This is a genomic window from Microcoleus sp. B7-D4 (assembly GCF_036705125.1).
Classification (GTDB): Bacteria; Cyanobacteriota; Cyanobacteriia; order Cyanobacteriales; family Microcoleaceae; genus Microcoleus.
The window spans coordinates 1-15,725 of the sequence record NZ_JAUBTT010000140.1; the positions used below are offsets into that span (position 1 = coordinate 1).

The 15,725-nt window shown below is 42.0% G+C and carries 14 protein-coding genes; 5 read left to right on the top strand and 9 right to left on the bottom strand.

Features of this window, described 5'->3' with window-relative positions; genetic code table 11:
* Window positions 1-77: 77 nt before the first annotated feature.
* A complete protein-coding gene (locus tag QUB12_RS34040) occupies window positions 78-512 on the bottom strand; it encodes a hypothetical protein (RefSeq protein WP_333310587.1) in 435 nt (144 codons plus the stop codon).
* Window positions 505-732, bottom strand: a complete 228-nt coding sequence (locus tag QUB12_RS34045; RefSeq protein WP_333056238.1) for a hypothetical protein — start codon at window positions 730-732, stop codon at window positions 505-507. The genes QUB12_RS34040 and QUB12_RS34045 overlap by 8 nt, the downstream gene beginning before the upstream one ends.
* A 355-nt stretch (window positions 733-1,087) precedes the next feature.
* Between QUB12_RS34045 and QUB12_RS34050 the strand changes: the two genes are divergently transcribed.
* The 3 genes from QUB12_RS34050 to QUB12_RS34060 all read left to right on the top strand — a co-directional run bounded on the left by QUB12_RS34050 (window position 1,088) and on the right by QUB12_RS34060 (window position 7,228).
* On the top strand, window positions 1,088-1,513 hold the full coding sequence (locus tag QUB12_RS34050) for a tetratricopeptide repeat protein (protein WP_333310588.1): 426 nt from the start codon (window positions 1,088-1,090) through the stop codon (window positions 1,511-1,513).
* Window positions 1,514-1,636: 123 nt separating this feature from the next.
* The gene (locus tag QUB12_RS34055) at window positions 1,637-4,015 is read left to right on the top strand and encodes an FkbM family methyltransferase (protein ID WP_333310590.1); all 2,379 of its coding nucleotides are present in this window, start codon (window positions 1,637-1,639) and stop codon (window positions 4,013-4,015) included.
* 108 nt (window positions 4,016-4,123) lie between these two features.
* Entirely contained in the window at window positions 4,124-7,228 is a 3,105-nt protein-coding gene (locus QUB12_RS34060) for a class I SAM-dependent methyltransferase (RefSeq protein WP_333310592.1), read from the top strand.
* A gap of 12 nt (window positions 7,229-7,240) precedes the next feature.
* Here the strand turns inward: QUB12_RS34060 and QUB12_RS34065 are convergent, their stop codons facing one another.
* From QUB12_RS34065 to QUB12_RS34085, 5 genes are all read right to left on the bottom strand, one after another.
* Window positions 7,241-7,879, bottom strand: coding sequence for a hypothetical protein (locus tag QUB12_RS34065; RefSeq protein ID WP_333310594.1), 639 nt, complete (start codon window positions 7,877-7,879; stop codon window positions 7,241-7,243).
* A gap of 224 nt (window positions 7,880-8,103) precedes the next feature.
* Entirely contained in the window at window positions 8,104-10,362 is a 2,259-nt protein-coding gene (locus tag QUB12_RS34070) for an O-linked N-acetylglucosamine transferase family protein (protein WP_333310596.1), read from the bottom strand.
* A gap of 102 nt (window positions 10,363-10,464) precedes the next feature.
* Complete coding sequence (locus QUB12_RS34075) at window positions 10,465-10,980, bottom strand: type IV pilin-like G/H family protein (protein WP_333310597.1); 516 nt, start codon at window positions 10,978-10,980, stop codon at window positions 10,465-10,467.
* Between the two features lie 114 nt (window positions 10,981-11,094).
* The gene (locus tag QUB12_RS34080) at window positions 11,095-12,414 is read right to left on the bottom strand and encodes a class I SAM-dependent methyltransferase (protein ID WP_333310599.1); all 1,320 of its coding nucleotides are present in this window, start codon (window positions 12,412-12,414) and stop codon (window positions 11,095-11,097) included.
* Between the two features lie 195 nt (window positions 12,415-12,609).
* Window positions 12,610-13,707, bottom strand: coding sequence for a flagellar assembly protein H (locus QUB12_RS34085; RefSeq protein WP_333310601.1), 1,098 nt, complete (start codon window positions 13,705-13,707; stop codon window positions 12,610-12,612).
* On the opposite strand from QUB12_RS34085, the gene QUB12_RS34090 reads away from it, so the two are divergent.
* Together QUB12_RS34090 and QUB12_RS34095 are read left to right on the top strand one after the other, a co-directional pair.
* The gene (locus tag QUB12_RS34090) at window positions 13,694-13,843 is read left to right on the top strand and encodes a hypothetical protein (protein WP_333310603.1); all 150 of its coding nucleotides are present in this window, start codon (window positions 13,694-13,696) and stop codon (window positions 13,841-13,843) included. The two genes, QUB12_RS34085 and QUB12_RS34090, sit on opposite strands and share 14 nt — an antisense overlap.
* A 101-nt stretch (window positions 13,844-13,944) precedes the next feature.
* A complete protein-coding gene (locus tag QUB12_RS34095) occupies window positions 13,945-14,139 on the top strand; it encodes a hypothetical protein (RefSeq protein WP_333310604.1) in 195 nt (64 codons plus the stop codon).
* 15 nt (window positions 14,140-14,154) lie between these two features.
* Here QUB12_RS34095 and QUB12_RS34100 read toward each other — a convergent pair whose 3' ends face one another.
* Both QUB12_RS34100 and QUB12_RS34105 read right to left on the bottom strand, forming a co-directional pair.
* Window positions 14,155-14,742 carry a Uma2 family endonuclease gene (locus QUB12_RS34100; protein ID WP_333310606.1) on the bottom strand — a complete coding sequence of 196 codons (588 nt, stop codon included), beginning with the start codon at window positions 14,740-14,742 and terminating at the stop codon, window positions 14,155-14,157.
* 232 nt (window positions 14,743-14,974) lie between these two features.
* Window positions 14,975-15,580, bottom strand: a complete 606-nt coding sequence (locus tag QUB12_RS34105; protein WP_333310608.1) for a Uma2 family endonuclease — start codon at window positions 15,578-15,580, stop codon at window positions 14,975-14,977.
* Between the last annotated feature and the right edge of the window lie 145 nt (window positions 15,581-15,725).

Genomic DNA, 15,725 nt, shown 5'->3' on the forward strand with positions numbered 1-15,725 from the left:
ACTGTTTTAGTCTTGAATTAAGAAGACGGTGAATCTTCCTCTTTCAAGCCCCATGCCTTTAGGCTGGGGTTAGTGACTTACACTTCAGTGTATTCTTTACCTTTTTGAGACTCTAACCAACGTTGATAAGCTTCCTTATCACCTCTAAAGGAATCGACAGAAACTTGACGTTCTGGCATGGGTTTGAGGGGAGCATCAATAGGGGAATATTGGCAATAGCAGATTACTACCATATCAAATTCACCGATCGGAATATCGGGAGTATAAGTCTCAACCCGCGCCACTTCCCACTCACCTGTGCGGTAATGAGTGCTGTAACCGTGCCGAGTTGGATCGTGTTCTGCTTCCACACGAACAAATTCTGGGGGGCGATAGCCAACTTCAGGAATTGGGCCATCAGAAGAGTCAAAGTGTTCTGCCAAAATGCGAGTTAATGATTGAGTGTGCTGGAATTTTCTATCTTTCCACCCAGGAGTTCTCGGTTCGGCTCGGAAAATAATGTATTTATGCATCGTCGTCCTCTCTTTCTGTGTCGTAGAATGATTTGGGAAATTCTGTTTGGCCTCGAAAAACACAATCAACTTCTAGACCGTTTGTATCAATTTCCTCTATGTCAAGTAGTTTCCAACCATATTTTCTTTGCATCTCATAGCAACAAGCTTCGTCGGCTGCTGCGTGTCGAGATTTGTCTTCGTCTGGATCGTAACGCAACCAGTTTGGATTATTTGGCATAATTGTATTGCTCCCTGTGTTGGGTTGACAACATTGGAGAAGTCGTCTGGACTCGGTATTTGCGGTACTGCGTCCGGGCGCGTCTTTGTCAAATTATAGAAGAATTCAGGGCTTACGCACTCCGACGCCTAGAAACCGGGTTTTTTACCGAATCTGCAGATCGCAGTGAAGTATTCTCGTAAAAAAACCCGGTTTCTGACCACCCGTGCGTCCTGGACTGAACCCGACAATTGATTGAATTTGCTTGACAAATATCATTTAATATGGTTTCTAGGTTTCAGCGAAAATTTTAAATGGCGAAGGGCGATCGTTTTGCGATCGAACTTGGGCATTCTAGAGATTAGGTGCTTTGTGAGTGCCTGGAAAACAGCGACGCCAAGAGTTAGCAATGGAAAGTACACAGAAAAAATCTAGTGATAGTCGGGTTCATCGGAGCGATCGAATTAAGCAGATTTTTGCGTTAGTATCAATGGTTTCGTTTGGTGGTTCTGCGATTTTTGGTATTTTTAGTCTGTTCAGCAGCGGTTTGAGCAGCCAGCACCAACAAAAACCGACGCCTGTGGCTGTTTCTCAGGAATCTTTGCTGGCGGCGCAGGAACGGGGATATCAGACGGTTTTGCAGCGGGAACCCCAGAATCAGACGGCTCTGGAGGGGTTGGCAAATGTGCGGTTGCAGATGAATAATAAGGTGGGGGCGATCGAGCCTTTGGAGAAGTTGGTGAAGCTAAATCCCGATCGGGCGGATTATAAGGTATTGTTGGGGCAGGTGAAGGGGAAGTAGTCGCGGAAAGGGGGGGAGTTCTGATGTATCTTCTCCATTGGCTTCTCTGCCATCTCCCCTACCATCGCAATATCTACCCATATCATCGTTAATTATCTATTTATTTTATCTCAAGGTTTTAGCATGGCAATCTTCGTTCCCAGCCTAAAGAAAAGCGGACATTTAGATAATATTCACGTAACAGTATGCCTCGTTGGCTCTCGTAAGATCGCAGACAAAGATGACTATGGGAGTCAGGGGTGGGATATTTTTGCACCCAATCTTACTATCTATGGATTCGATGCTGATGAAGCTGCTTGTCATGAGGCTAACGCCACTATAGAAGCTCGAAAAATAAATTGGACTGAAAAACATATTCCACTAGCTCTGGGAAATTCGGTCGGAACATCCACAATTTATCTTACTAAACACCCAGGTTGCAGTTCACTATATCCTCCCAGCGATTTCTATATTGATCGGTATGTCGGAAATTCTCCGCTAATTGAGCTAGTTTCTACTGTGGAAGTTGAGATAACAACTTTAGATTCTTTTTGCCAATCAGAAGCAGTTAACGAGATTGATTTTATACAACTCGACGTTCAGGGGGCAGAGCTTCTGGTTTTAAAAGGATCTTCTAGTATTTTAAAAAGTAGCACTCTAGGGATTGTAACAGAAGTAGAGTTTACAGAAATATACAAGGGTCAACCTTTGTTTGGGGATGTAGATGTGTACCTGAGAGAACAAGGATTTACACTTTTTGATTTATGTAATATACATCGTGACTGTCGCAGAATGCCTGTAGTGTCACCGGACCACTATGGAGCCTTAGTCTGGTCTGATGCTTTTTATTTTCGGGATCTGATTCGGGAAGACTTGAATACAGAATTAAAGACACCTGATCAAATACTAAAATTAGCTTGTATCGCTGATGTTATGAACTTTCCTGACTATGCTCTGGAACTTCTAGCGTATTTGACCCTGCAATATGGCGACGATATAAGATATAACTTGGCTGACAATATTATAGAGAGCTTAGCGGAAATTCCCGAGCTAGTTAAGCTGGGACTAAGTTCATTGCCTATTATTGCTAAAATTCGAGATTACAGCAGCGGTTACAGTGCCACATCTGTGTTAAACGATCGAAGTAATTGGCAACAAAGAGGTAATTGCTGCTTGTTTTTAGGAGACTATTCTCAAGCAGCGAGTATTTATGAGCAAGCTATAGAAGCTGAACCAAACATTAAATCCCACTATTGGCATTTGGGGTTGATGCTGCTTTTGCAAGACCAAGAAGCCGAAGCTCTAACAGTCTGGTTCACAGGTATACTTGAGGACAATGCCGAACAAATGGAAGAATGCACATCTGAACTAATAGGAGTGATACAAACAGAAGCACAGCGCCGCGAAAGAGTCACTGACTATGCTGTTGCTCGCATACTCCGGCAACACATCCGGGAAATAGATCCAACCGACATAAATAATTTGTTAAAGATTGTCGATATTTCTATTAAGATGAATAGTTTTACAAATCAAGACCTAATATCCTTGGGGATTGTTGAGTTGTTGCGCTCGGAGTTGTACCCCGTTAATTCCGATTTACTATTACAAGTTCTTCAAAGCATTTTAGATTGTGTACCCTACGAACAATCTACCCTGGAATTTGCAACAGCTTGTCAGCGTTATGCCTCCGATTCTCAAGCATTTGTTAAGGTATTGATGCTAGCGAACCCTAAAATCCCAGATACCCAAAATGTAGACGCTCCCACTCAGAAATATTCATATTTAGACGAAGAAACTATTATTGATAAATATTTAAACCAATTAAATATAGAAAATAAATACTGTGTCGATATCGCTGCTAGTGATGGGATAACTATGTCAAACACTTATTTTTTATACAAGCAAGGATGGAGTGGGTTAGCAGTAGAATATGATAGCCAACTATTTACCAAATTAGCACTTAGGTATACTGAATTTGAAAAAGTAAACTTAAGTAAGTGCATGGTCACACCTGAAAACGTAGTTGCTCTTATGAAAACACATCAAGTCCCAGAAAACTTTAGTTTTCTCAATCTTGATATAGATGGTTATGATTATTTTGTATTAGACAAAATACTTAGTTCATTTAGACCTTTGTTGATTACCGTAGAAATAAATGAAAAGATCCCACCACCTATAAAATTTACTGTTAACTATAGCCCCAATTATGTTTGGAATAACGATCACTTTTTTGGTCAAAGTATTTCACAGTTAAATATTCTGTGCCAAGAGTATAAGTATGCTCTCGTAGAGTTACATTATAATAATGCTTTCTTGATTCCTCAAGAAATCAGTCCAGTAACTTCACTTACACCAGAGGAAGCCTACAGAAGGGGGTATCTCGATAAACCCGACCGGAAAAATAAATTTCCGTGGAATGGTGCTGATATAGAGCAAGTTCACAATTTATCTCCTGAAGAAGCCTTGATTTATATCACTAACTTTTTTTCTAAATATGAAGGACAATTTACCTGCTACATATAATTTTAGTAATTAGGCGTTTAATTAAATTAATTTAAAAAATTAAATTTTCAGATGCCTCATCTCAGGAAGCACTAATCCAATAAACAAGGTAAATACAGGCTGTAAACAATGGAAAATAATATTTCAGACTCCGATATAAATGGCTACGCTATCTTCAAACAAGTTACTGTTCTACCAGCAAGCTATACAGTCATTCAGTCTGCTGTTGAAGCCATTGAAGGTTTCATGGTTCCGGGTCAAGAAGAGTACCTTTTCAATAAGGTAAAATCCCTGCCTGATGATGCTGCGATCGTTGAAATAGGTTCTTATAAAGGACGCTCGACGGTTGCTATGGCGTATGCCTGTATAGGAACTAATCGAAAAATTTATTGCATAGATACATGGGATGGAAATGATATTGATTTTCCTGACCGAAACTTTTTAGAAATTTGGCAGCAAAATGTCAAAAAAAATGGATTATCTCAATATGTAGTTCCCTTCCAGGGCTATTCACATCAGGTATTGAGTCAGTGGAAGGAATTAGTCGGCAATCAAGAAATAGACTTGATTTTTATTGATGGTTCTCACCAATTTTTAGACGTACTAAAAGATTTTGAACAGTCATTCGCTTTGGTGAAAGAAGGTGGTTGGATAGCATTTCACGACGTTGTACCCACTTGGCCGGGTTCTGAACGTGTATGGCATAAGATCGCTAAATACCGTCTAGCCAACCACGAGTATTCATCAACGCTTGCCTGCGGTCAAAAAAAATATACTGTTTTTTCAGGCACTGGATTATTAGAATTACCCATTCACTTTTTTACGATTGTCCTCAATGGTCAACCATTTATCGAGTATCACATAGAAGTATTAAAACAACTACCCTGTAAATGGCACTGGCATATTGTTGAAGGTGTAGCAGAATTAAAGCATGATACAGCGTGGTCTTTAGGAAATGGCGGACACATACCTGATGAAATCCACTGCGAGGGACGGAGCAATGACGGCACAACAGAATATTTAGACAAATTGGCGCAGTTATATCCTGAGAATGTCACAGTCTATCGTAAACCGGAGGGTGTTTTTTGGGATGGTAAACGTGAAATGGTGAATGCGCCGCTGGCAAATATTGATGAGGAATGTTTGCTGTGGCAAGTTGATGTTGATGAATTGTGGACAATCGAGCAGTTGTGTACGGCCCGATCGATGTTCATCAATAATCCAGAAAAAACTGCTGCTTTCTACTGGTGCTGGTATTTTGTCGGAGAGAATTTGGTGATTAGCAGTCGCAACTGTTATGCTCAAAATCCGGCACAAGAATGGTTGCGAACCTGGAGGTTTAAACCAGGCTATGTTTGGGTACGCCACGAACCTCCTATTTTAGCTGAGCCTTTACCAAATGGTGAGTTTAGAAATGTTGCAGAACTCAACCCTTTCCGACATGAAAAAACCGAAAATTTGGGGTTAATTTTCCAGCACTTCGCCTATGTGACGCCTGATCAATTAAGGTTTAAAGAACAATATTACGGCTATACCAATGCGAGATCGCAGTGGACAGCTTTGCAGCAGCAGACTAAATTTCCAGTTTTACTACGACAGTATTTTTCCTGGGTGCAGGATGGAACAACCGTTGATACTGCCGAGTCCTGCGGTGTAGTCCCGATCGCACAAAAAGAACCTAACGGCACTGGTTGGCTATTTGTAGAACTAGATGAGTTACAAAATCAAACTTTGATAACCCCAAGAGAATCTCCTACAATTCTCATAGATGGCGTATTCTTCCAGCTTTACAGAACAGGAATCGCTCGTGTCTGGCGCTCACTGCTGGAAGAATGGGCTGAAAATGGCTTTGCCAAGCATATTATCGTTTTAGATAGAGTTGGAACTGCTCCACAAATTTCTGGTATCTGTTATCGCCAAGTGCCAGTTTACGATGTCAACAACCTCTCTGATGACCGCGAAATGCTACAGCAAGTCTGCGATGAAGAGGGTGCTGATCTGTTTATTTCCACTTACTACACGACAGTAGTAACGACCCCTTCGGTGTTAATGGTGCATGATATGATTCCTGAAGTGATGGGAGCGGACTTGGAGCATCCCAACTGGAGAGGAAAGCATCATGCCATTCAATCTGCCTCAGCCTACATTGCTGTTTCAGAACATACAAGTCGCGATCTCTTGAGGTTTTTTCCGGATATATCTATATATTTAGTTACTGTTGCTCCTAACGGAGTAAAAAGCATTTTCACTCCGTCTAAAAACGAAGAAATTAGTAGTTTTCTGACGAAGTATGGGTTATCAAAACCCTACTTCCTAATGGTGGGAGTTGGCGGAGGATACAAGAATTCGATTTTATTCTTCAAGGCTTTTTCTCAACTTGCTAGCAAAAAGGGATTTGAAGTGGTATGCACAGGAAGTGGATATTTATTAGAACATGAATTTAGAACTTATACGGCTGGCACAACCGTTCATCTGCTGGAACTTAGCGATGAGGAATTGAGGCTAGCTTATTCAGGTGCGCTTGCACTGGTTTATCCATCCAAGTATGAAGGCTTTGGTTTACCTGTGCTAGAAGCTATTGCCTGCGGATGTCCTGTCATCACTTGTCCCAATGCCTCTATCCCTGAAGTAGCGGGGGAAGCAGCTTTGTATGTGAATGATAATGATGTTGATGGATTAACGGATGCACTTTGCGAGGTACAAAAACCGAAAATCCGCAATTCATTGATTGCGGCTGGTTTGCAACAAGCTAAAAAGTTTTCCTGGTCAAACATGGCCAAAACGATTAGTGCTGCTTTGATAGAGGCAACTCTGTTACGTTTAAATTTGAAAGAGATTAATTTGATTATTTTCCCAGATTGGTCGCAACTTGAAGAAACTTTGGGTGTAGAATTAGGACGAGTGGTGAGGGCCATTGCCACTCACCCAGACAAAAGCAAAATGACGATTCTGGTAGACAGCAGCAATATCTCTGATGAAGATGCCAATCTCGCTTTATCTAGTGTGGCGATGAATCTTTTGATGGAAGAAGATTTAGACGTTTCTGAGGGACCAGAAATTACCCTCATCGGACAGTTAAGTAACATTCAGTGGGAAGCTCTCATCCCGCGCCTGCAAGGTAGAATTGTTTTGGAACATGAGAATAAAGAGGCGATCGCATCCTTGAAAACCACAGATATTCCCTCCTACGATCTCAATAGCCTTGCTAGTATTCTGAGCAAAATTTCGCTCTAAATATCCCTATTGCTAGGGTTCCTGGGCGTAGTCCTGATAGCCTGATATGTCTTCAGTTTCAATCAAGCTTCTAAGAATCCCGACTATTTTCCCTACGTTACCTAAAAAGTATTCATTTAAATCAATGGTGATAGTTTGATCTTCTAGTTGCATAAATTTCCAGAGGCTACCAGTTGTGATGACTCCATAAACTTTTTGAACTTCATTTCCTTTTTGATGGTTAAATAACTGAGCAGCAATCATTTCTGCCATACATTGACCTAAGCCTGTTTCTATATTGTCATTTTTTGCTTCTACTATAGTAATAACTGGTGCTTCTATGATTAACTGCTCTGGCGATTTGCTAATCAGAAAATCGCAAAATCCGTTTAAACCTTTTTGGGAATCTACAGTAAAGTCTTTGCCAGAAAATAGACCAATTTGATTGGATAATTGTTTTCTTAGCTCAATTAGTATTGGCATGACAATCAGTTCAGAACGAGATTTTTCCGAGTTAATTGCTAAAGCTAGTGGAATATTATAATCTAGGGTTTCGGATAAAAAATTGCTGTAGCTAGCTTCGGGAATATTTGCAAATATTCCGACTTTTTCGGAGAGCCGTATTCCAAACGATGACTTGATTTGTTCGATAGTAAATTGGCTATAAGGCATTTAGGCAATTTCCAAAAAATTTTGACTTATAAAGTATAACACACGCAATCAATTAGTTCTACTGCCCAAGGCGTGTCAACTTAAGGTCAGAGTTCCAATCCGGCAGGGGTTTCAAACCCTGCCTCATAGCTTAATTCCTCTCAAGAGCGCAGGCTTTTCTTTCTGAGACCTAGGTTCACAACTCAACTAAGATTTCTCTAGCTGACCAATTTATGTCCAGGTAATTAACGATTTGTGTCCAGATATATCTGCCACATCTGCTCGTATGCTTTCTCCATCTCTCGCGTAAATTGCTTGCCATTCCATAGCGGAGCAGTTTGTCGTGACTGTCGCAGTTTCCACGATATTTGTTCTCGTAAAGCTGCATCTTTGCCTAAACGAATTCCCCAATCCACGTACTCTTCATCTGTCCAAGCAATCCCTTCAGAAATACCTGCATTCATCATCATCGTGTAGCTGTTGCGACTAGCAAATTGCTGCCCTACGCGGGTTACTATAGGAACGCCCATCCACAGCGTCTCCATGGTAGTTGTAGCTCCGTTGTAGGGGTAAGTATCTAATACTACGTCAGCTATGCCTAAATTAGCGCGGTGGACTTGCTCTGAAGGAGCAGATGGTAAAAATCTTAGCCGATCTCCACTCACCCCTTCTGATTCTCCAATTTGAAGAAAGAAGTTTTTTAGAGATTCTTGATCGGCTACTCCTTTCACTAAAAAATAGCTATTGGGAACTCCTTTAATAATTTGCATTTGCAGCCTTGCTGTATCGGGATGATACTTGTATCCCCTCTGAGCAGTAAGATAAATAACAGCATCCGTAGAAATATCCAATTGATCCCGTCGCAAAGTCGGTACACTTACCTCAAAACCATCCACCGCTATATAGGTTTGAGGCAAACGCCAGATTCTTTCTGTGTAGTAATCCTGAGCAGATTCCGGTAAAACATAAGGATCGGCAATAAAATAATCCACAGCAGGAATCTCCGAGGCATCCCAACCTAACCAAGTTACTTGTATCGGTGCTGGTTTCATTGCTATTGCCTCGCAAGTGGTATTCAAGGTTAAACTATCGAGATCTATCAAAATGTCAATTTCATCTTCATAAATTTTTTCAGCAGCTTCTTGACCACTGAGTCCTAATTTGCAAGCCTTAGAAACCTGAGTCACAAACCATTCTTGTAATGGATTATAACCCTCTAAATAGCTCATAAAGTAACCATTAATCTCAAAACGCTCTCGAGCGTGGTACTGAAATACCCATCGTGCTAACCAACCTACAGAATGAGTCCACAGGCAGTGGGAGATATATCCAATTTTCAAACGTCTTGTAGAAACATCGGTTTTTATTAACCTTGAGTTCCACTGGCGACACCGATCTACCTTTTCTTTCAGAGATGTTTCTATTTTTGACTGTACTAATCGAGCTACTTGACTACGAATTTTTAAATTTTCCTCAAGTTGATCTTGAAAATAAGGAAAGAAAAAAACGGAAATAAATAATCGCAGCACTGATGTCTCCGATAGCTCATTAATATATAGCTTATTAATATTTTGTTCTTCGATCAAAGAAGCTAGCATGGACTTCTGCAATTCAAAAGCTAAGCAAAATTCATTCCAGTAGCCACCGGCACCCATCAAGCCGCGCATAATTAGCAAGTTAGCATAAATTTTATTTACTAACCTCTCTTCAAGTGAAAAGTATAATTGTGCCATTTCTATTCCCTTCGTATATTCATGGCTATCTTGATAAAAAGAAGCCAACGTCCCTACAAATTCTAGATGTTTAGGAATAAATTTTAAACCTACTTCGGTAAAACGGGCAGCCAAATCAAATCGTTTAAATGAGTAACCAAGCTTATAGACAAATGGGAGTAGCAACTCCTCTAAAATTGATGTATCGTCTTTAACATACACCAGAGCTGTTTCTGCGAAATCGAAAGATGAAGGGTGAAACGGTGCCAAATCTAAAACATTTTTCAGGACTTGTATTAATAGCTCAGTATCCACTTCTACTACTTCCGACTTGAGCAGTTCAAGGATATGCAGCTCATTCAACATTTCTCCCTTGTATGTTTTGAGCAAAGTGGACAGCCCGATTAAATGTAACAAGTTATTAACTCCTTCGGGGTTAATTTCCCGTATATGCTGCCGGATTGCCCACGCTATGCAATAGTCTTGTTCCTTTGTTCCCTGTAATCGTCGTCGCTCTGCTTCTGTTTCCAATACCTCTATCAGTTCTTCTGTCCACTTTTCTATGTCTTCTGGCTCTCCATCTGCCATTGCCAAGAGCCATGTTGTTTGAGCTTCACTTTCTTGGCCCTGCAATAGAAAAGTCAGACCTAAGTGCCAGTAGTAGGAGTGAACATTAGGCTCTTGTAAAATCGCCTCTTCGTAAAGTTTCGCTGCTTGATAATAGTTGTCTGAAAAAATATATTGATCGGCTTGCTGCTGCCATCCGGCAACTAATGAATCACTAGAAGTCATAAACTATTCAAGGAATTTTTATTTAAATTTTAAAGCGGGTAGCGCTTTCTGCTACCCGCTTATGCAGGACTATAAACAAGGAGGAGTGATGCAACTCAAAAATTACTTAGTAACAGGATTCATACCTGACGGACAGCCAGTGTTACCTATTGCCATAGCACCAGCTGTACCTGTTGCGCCTTCGCAGATGATGCTAGTAGTTGTGCTTGCCTCTCCAGCCGAAACTAAAGCCACACTTCCCCCATATGATCTGAGAGCACCACCAGCAGTTGGATTGGCATTAACAATTCCTCCTGCCGCCGAGCCACCGCTTATTACATAGGTGTAATTGTTGGTGGCAGTTTTTATACCAAGACCCAGCGCTGTGCCACTAGGATCGTTAGCAAACTGGGTATTCTCTGCGTAGTAAGCTTGCTGACCTTTGTTCATTGAAGCGACATACTGTTTGGCTTCGGACTGCTTTGCCTTATTAGCTTGGCTCAAGAACGAAGGCAACGCAATAGCCGACAAAATACCGATGATGATGATAACCACCAGCAGTTCAATCAGTGTGAAACCTTGATCCTGTCTTCTTTTGTTGATGTGTTGCAGGAACTTGGCTTTAAATTCAGTCTTCATAAGTCTTTTCTCCGTGAGGGGTGGGATGCTCGATTTCTAACTCTTATATGTAACTTACCCAGTTATCGGCGCTTTAATATCACACCAAACTATTTTTTTTTTCAAATCCTGGCTCTAATGCTCCAAAAGCACGTACAGAAAGACTTCCAGCCTAATCAACAGTTCCTTGACTTCCTCAAAGGCTGTCTGCTCGCTAACAGGCTCTAGGTTAACAGCCATCTGGGAGCGGATTTGGAGCCACCCTTCCACGATCGACACCACAGACTGCGGCCCCTCCCAAAGAGGTAGCAAGCAAGCCGCCATTGTACTCTCGATCGCCACTGGCGCTAGAGTTGGCACAATAATATAACGGCTAATCTCAAACGGCGTCTGGCTGTCAAGGCAATTATTCAAGTCTTCCCTCACCTGAGAAGTCCTCAGTTGAGGGTGCAGGTGTACCCGTGCTTCCCGCCATTGAGCTTCCGTCCATTCCGCAACTGGCACAAAAGCCTGAACCTGATGGGGATTCCCGCACCAGAAATCAAACAAACGGTGCAGGGGATGTAACAAGTCAAATAAATGCAGTCGCTCTTCCACAGAAGCTTCTGGCAGACTCATCGCCAAAAACGGAGGCAAATCATCTGGATCTTTGAACAAATCCATCAACTCCCACCTGCGCCAAGCCACCATACTGATAAACTCTAAATCAGCACCTCTCAACATAGCAAACACTTCAGGAATGGTACAACCTTTATCACCCACGAATAAATAGTTAACCATAATCCATCCCTCATCCTGTGCGAAATCGGCATTCCACCCTGCCGCCTTGATCCCTATTTCATCTCTCAAGGCTTCCATTGTTTCCCGGACTATTTCGATCTCCACTTCTCCCGGACTTCGATCCATTAATCCCATTGTTTTGAAAACAGCTTGAGCGCGAAACATTCCCGCTCTACCATTTGAGCTGTGAAGGTTTGTGCGGATGATGCCATCGGGAGCGAGAACTGACTTCATCGCTTGCAATCCAGCAACAGCGTCGGGCAAGAGATACAGAACTTCGTCAGCATTGATATAGTCAAACTGTAACCCTAAACTTGGTAATTCTTCTATTTTCAAAGCATAAAACTCTGCATTAGCAACCCCATGATACTGTAAACGTTGCTCAGCTAGTTTCACAGATTCTTCGGATAAATCGATGCCTACTATTTTTGCTCCAGGATTGGCTATAGCTAAAACCAAGGATTTATAACCGGTGCCGCATCCCGCATCGAGGATAACTTTACCTTCTGTATTAATAACTCTTCTATTTCTGAAGTAGTAAGCAGTTACAAGATTATGAAGGTAGAGCAATTCACTGTTGTCTTTTGGAGATTGTTCCAGCGGGATTCTGGGATAAGGAGTATTGTCAAATTGCTGGCGAATATTTTCTATTAACTCTAAATTTTGGTGATCCATGTTCAATTACACTCAACGCTGGCAAATTATCCTAGTATCTCAGAAAATAGCCGATCGCCCGCCGGACCGCAACACATATTTGCAATAATAGTCTGAAAACCGATCGCCCCCTGCTGCCCATTTTAACTCGGAGCGATCGCCCCCAACTCAACCTCCCAATCCAGAGGATTTGTAGATCGCTCTCCTCCAAAAACTCTATAATCTTGCCCTCAATTCATCAGCCGATAACTGTGGCAGTTCTTCTACCAACACACCCAATTCGACCACGGGCAATTCTAGTAAATTGCTAACTGCTATAGCCAGAATATCTACCGATTCATCAAAGTACATCCTCAAGACATATTCCGCCAACAATTTCACCGCTTGTTGCTTTCCTGCTTCATCGACTGCCAGCATTGATATCGCCAGCAGCATCCGAGTAAATTCCGTCGCCGATAACTTGGATAGAGGCGTTAAAAACACGCTCATTTTGGGGCTTAATTCTCCGAATCTCCCTGGCAGAAAATCTGATAAAATTAAGCGTTGCTGTTCTTGTCTGCCTCGTTCTAGCCCTTGTTCTAGCCCTTGTTCTCTAGCTTGTTGTTGTGCTGCTTGTATTTGTTGTTGAAAAAGTGGTGTAATGGCCATAATTAACTCCCGCTCTTCTGGTTCTAATTGCTGTGGGGCATCGGTCACTAAATTTGACTGCAACCTATATAATAACTCTAAGGCAGTCATCCGCAGCGGATCGTCCGTGGCTAAAGCGCTCAATTCGGCGATCGCCCTTTGCTGCACTTTCCCTTTACCCAAAATCCTCAACCACAGGGTTTCTGGTGTTTCTGGCAACTGGTGAATCACCACAATTGCCCCTTGCCAGTGCTCCGGGAAAAAATAGATTCCCTCCAGCCAATTGGAGAGGTTTGGCATTCCACCAAAACCAGACACTATTGATTTTGATGCTGTCGGTGTCAAAATCCACAGGAACGGCAACTTAGCATCATCATAGCGAGTATTTTCTCTTCTTGCCTGCCGCTCTAATTCTCTTCGCAAATCGAATAACTTACTGGTGCAGTTCCAGACTTCGCTGACAGTTATCGGATTACGAAACGGTTCAAATATGGCAGTTGTGTTTGCCATTTTTCCCAAGAATCCTAGATTATGTGTGTATTCTGGGATTAGGGTGCCGGGAGTGAAATAGACATCGATTTCTCGGACTTCGCTGGTCACATCGCGACCGATCTTGACTGTGCCGATGGGAGAGAGCATTTCTTCCAGGTATTCTTTGGCAAAGCGATCGTGAATGAATCGCGTCATGGAATTTATGATGGATTTTTATTACTGCATTCTATCATCATTTAATCGCTATGGGATTTCTGAGTTTAAAACAACATTCATTGCCGCTTTCCTGTTAAAAAATTTGTTAGGTGCGATCGCGCTGCCAGTTGGGTAAGTTCGTGCGATCGCTCTCTACTTACCTCCCAACCCCACGCCCCGTCCAGAAATTTGCCATAATAGTCTCAATGCCAAATTATACAACTACAGGCTAATTCTATGGACGGAAACACCGCATTTATCCTAAAAGTATTTTTGATGTCGATCGCCCTCTCCCTCACCATCAAATACGGCGGGCCCATTCTGTCTATACCCTCTACCGCTGCGATCGCCCTAATCGCCGTGTTTACCTGTACTATTATCCTTGCCGCACTGCTAAGCTGGCGATCGTTCAACATACTAAAATCAAGTTAATCATAGGAAAATAGCTTAACCAGAAATCCCCCTCCTAAACTCCCTCATCGCTTCCACACTCGAAGCCATCAGCAAGCAGCGACACAGCAAGTTAATATCTAGATCTGGCAAAACCACACTTGAATAAATTTTTTCATAACCCTCAGAACCCAAGCGATACATAGCCAATACACCATCCTCCCAAAACCAGACTTCAGCAACTCCCAATACTCGATAGCGCTGCAATTTTTTGACATTACCGCTAGTGAAGATAACTTCGATACATAAATCTGGGGGAGAATTTGGGGTTATGCGTCGGACAATAAAGTAAGATTCATCAGCTTGTGCAGACACTACCCCTTCCTTTTCTTGGGTAAAACTTCCCGTAGGTGAAAACTCAATTTCATTTTCGGCGCAGTAGATAGACAGCAGCGTACAAATTGTCCGACTAAAAAATTCGTGTTCTGGGGAAACTGCCAATATTTCTACCTCTCCTTTGTAATAAAACAACCTCGTCCCTGGGGAGTCAGAAAACCCCTGTTCAATTAGCTTGAACTGTTCCCAGCTAATCCCGGACTGAATGAACCGTTGGTCTAGTGGCTGTAAGAGTGTCTGTGTCATCATGCAAACCTCAATCAAGTTCTGGGTTTCAAACAACATTCATAAAGCATTAAATACTGTTAACGTTATTTCTGTGATAAGTTTAGATTGCCTTTTTTGCCCAAGGTGCGATCGCTCGATAAGCTGTTCTGCATTTAAATTATTATATGTCAAAAAACAATCCAACTCTTGTTGGGTGGCTTTGAGCAACGCCCGAATATACAATTTAAGTTCGCGGCGACAGCTTACCAGACTTTCAAGTCGGCATAATGTCGTCGAGTCTCAGTTGTAAATTGGGAAACAGGTAAGAAGAAATAGTATCTCCCAAGCGATATTGTTGCTGCTGGTATGCACCATTAACTAACTGGCAGACTGTGAAAGTCGGTTGCTTTGGGTTGCCGATAAATTGCCAACCACCCAAGCCACGAAAGTCCACAATCCAATATTCTGGGATATTCAAAAAAGCGTATTCTTCCACTTTTCTGGCATAATAATCTTGCCAATTAGTGCTGACCACTTCAGCAACAAGCTTCATGGTACTACCGTTACAAATAACTGGTTCTTTTTGCCAAAGGGGTTCTTGACCGAGTTCTGATTTATCTAAAACAACTACGTCAGGACGCAGCGCTGTAGCTTCAGCATAGAGTGGTTTGATTAGACAATTTTTAGGCACCAACCAGTTGAAGTTATCCCGAAAGATTTCGACATAAATTTTACCCGCAATACTCCCGGCAACAGCTTCGTGAGGGCCCGTAGGTGACCTGTCTCTGAGTTCTCCGTCAATTAGTTCATAGCGTGTATTATCCCCATATTGGGCGATAAACTCCTCAAAGCTAAGTAATTTGGCTGTGGTGTAGGTCATAGATCGTGTTTTAACGGGATGTAATTTAATTGTAAGTTTAGTTAAAACTGAGATATTGCACCATTCTAAATTAGCCGTAGGGGCGGGTTCGCCAACAGCCTTAAAGCTTGCAAATAGGTTCTATAAACCCGCCCGACCCCACGAA

Bases quoted from the DNA above. Each gene is read 5' to 3' on its own strand.
- QUB12_RS34080 (WP_333310599.1), bottom strand. From the start codon at position 12,414: ATGGATCACCAAAATTTAGAGTTAATAGAAAATATTCGCCAGCAATTT.
- QUB12_RS34105 (WP_333310608.1), bottom strand. From the start codon at position 15,580: ATGACCTACACCACAGCCAAATTACTTAGCTTTGAGGAGTTTATCGCC.
- QUB12_RS34040 (WP_333310587.1), bottom strand. From the start codon at position 512: ATGCATAAATACATTATTTTCCGAGCCGAACCGAGAACTCCTGGGTGG.
- QUB12_RS34060 (WP_333310592.1), top strand. From the start codon at position 4,124: ATGGAAAATAATATTTCAGACTCCGATATAAATGGCTACGCTATCTTC.
- QUB12_RS34100 (WP_333310606.1), bottom strand. From the start codon at position 14,742: ATGATGACACAGACACTCTTACAGCCACTAGACCAACGGTTCATTCAG.
- QUB12_RS34055 (WP_333310590.1), top strand. From the start codon at position 1,637: ATGGCAATCTTCGTTCCCAGCCTAAAGAAAAGCGGACATTTAGATAAT.
- QUB12_RS34090 (WP_333310603.1), top strand. From the start codon at position 13,694: ATGAATCGCGTCATGGAATTTATGATGGATTTTTATTACTGCATTCTA.
- QUB12_RS34075 (WP_333310597.1), bottom strand. From the start codon at position 10,980: ATGAAGACTGAATTTAAAGCCAAGTTCCTGCAACACATCAACAAAAGA.
- QUB12_RS34085 (WP_333310601.1), bottom strand. From the start codon at position 13,707: ATGACGCGATTCATTCACGATCGCTTTGCCAAAGAATACCTGGAAGAA.
- QUB12_RS34095 (WP_333310604.1), top strand. From the start codon at position 13,945: ATGGACGGAAACACCGCATTTATCCTAAAAGTATTTTTGATGTCGATC.
- QUB12_RS34065 (WP_333310594.1), bottom strand. From the start codon at position 7,879: ATGCCTTATAGCCAATTTACTATCGAACAAATCAAGTCATCGTTTGGA.
- QUB12_RS34045 (WP_333056238.1), bottom strand. From the start codon at position 732: ATGCCAAATAATCCAAACTGGTTGCGTTACGATCCAGACGAAGACAAA.
- QUB12_RS34070 (WP_333310596.1), bottom strand. From the start codon at position 10,362: ATGACTTCTAGTGATTCATTAGTTGCCGGATGGCAGCAGCAAGCCGAT.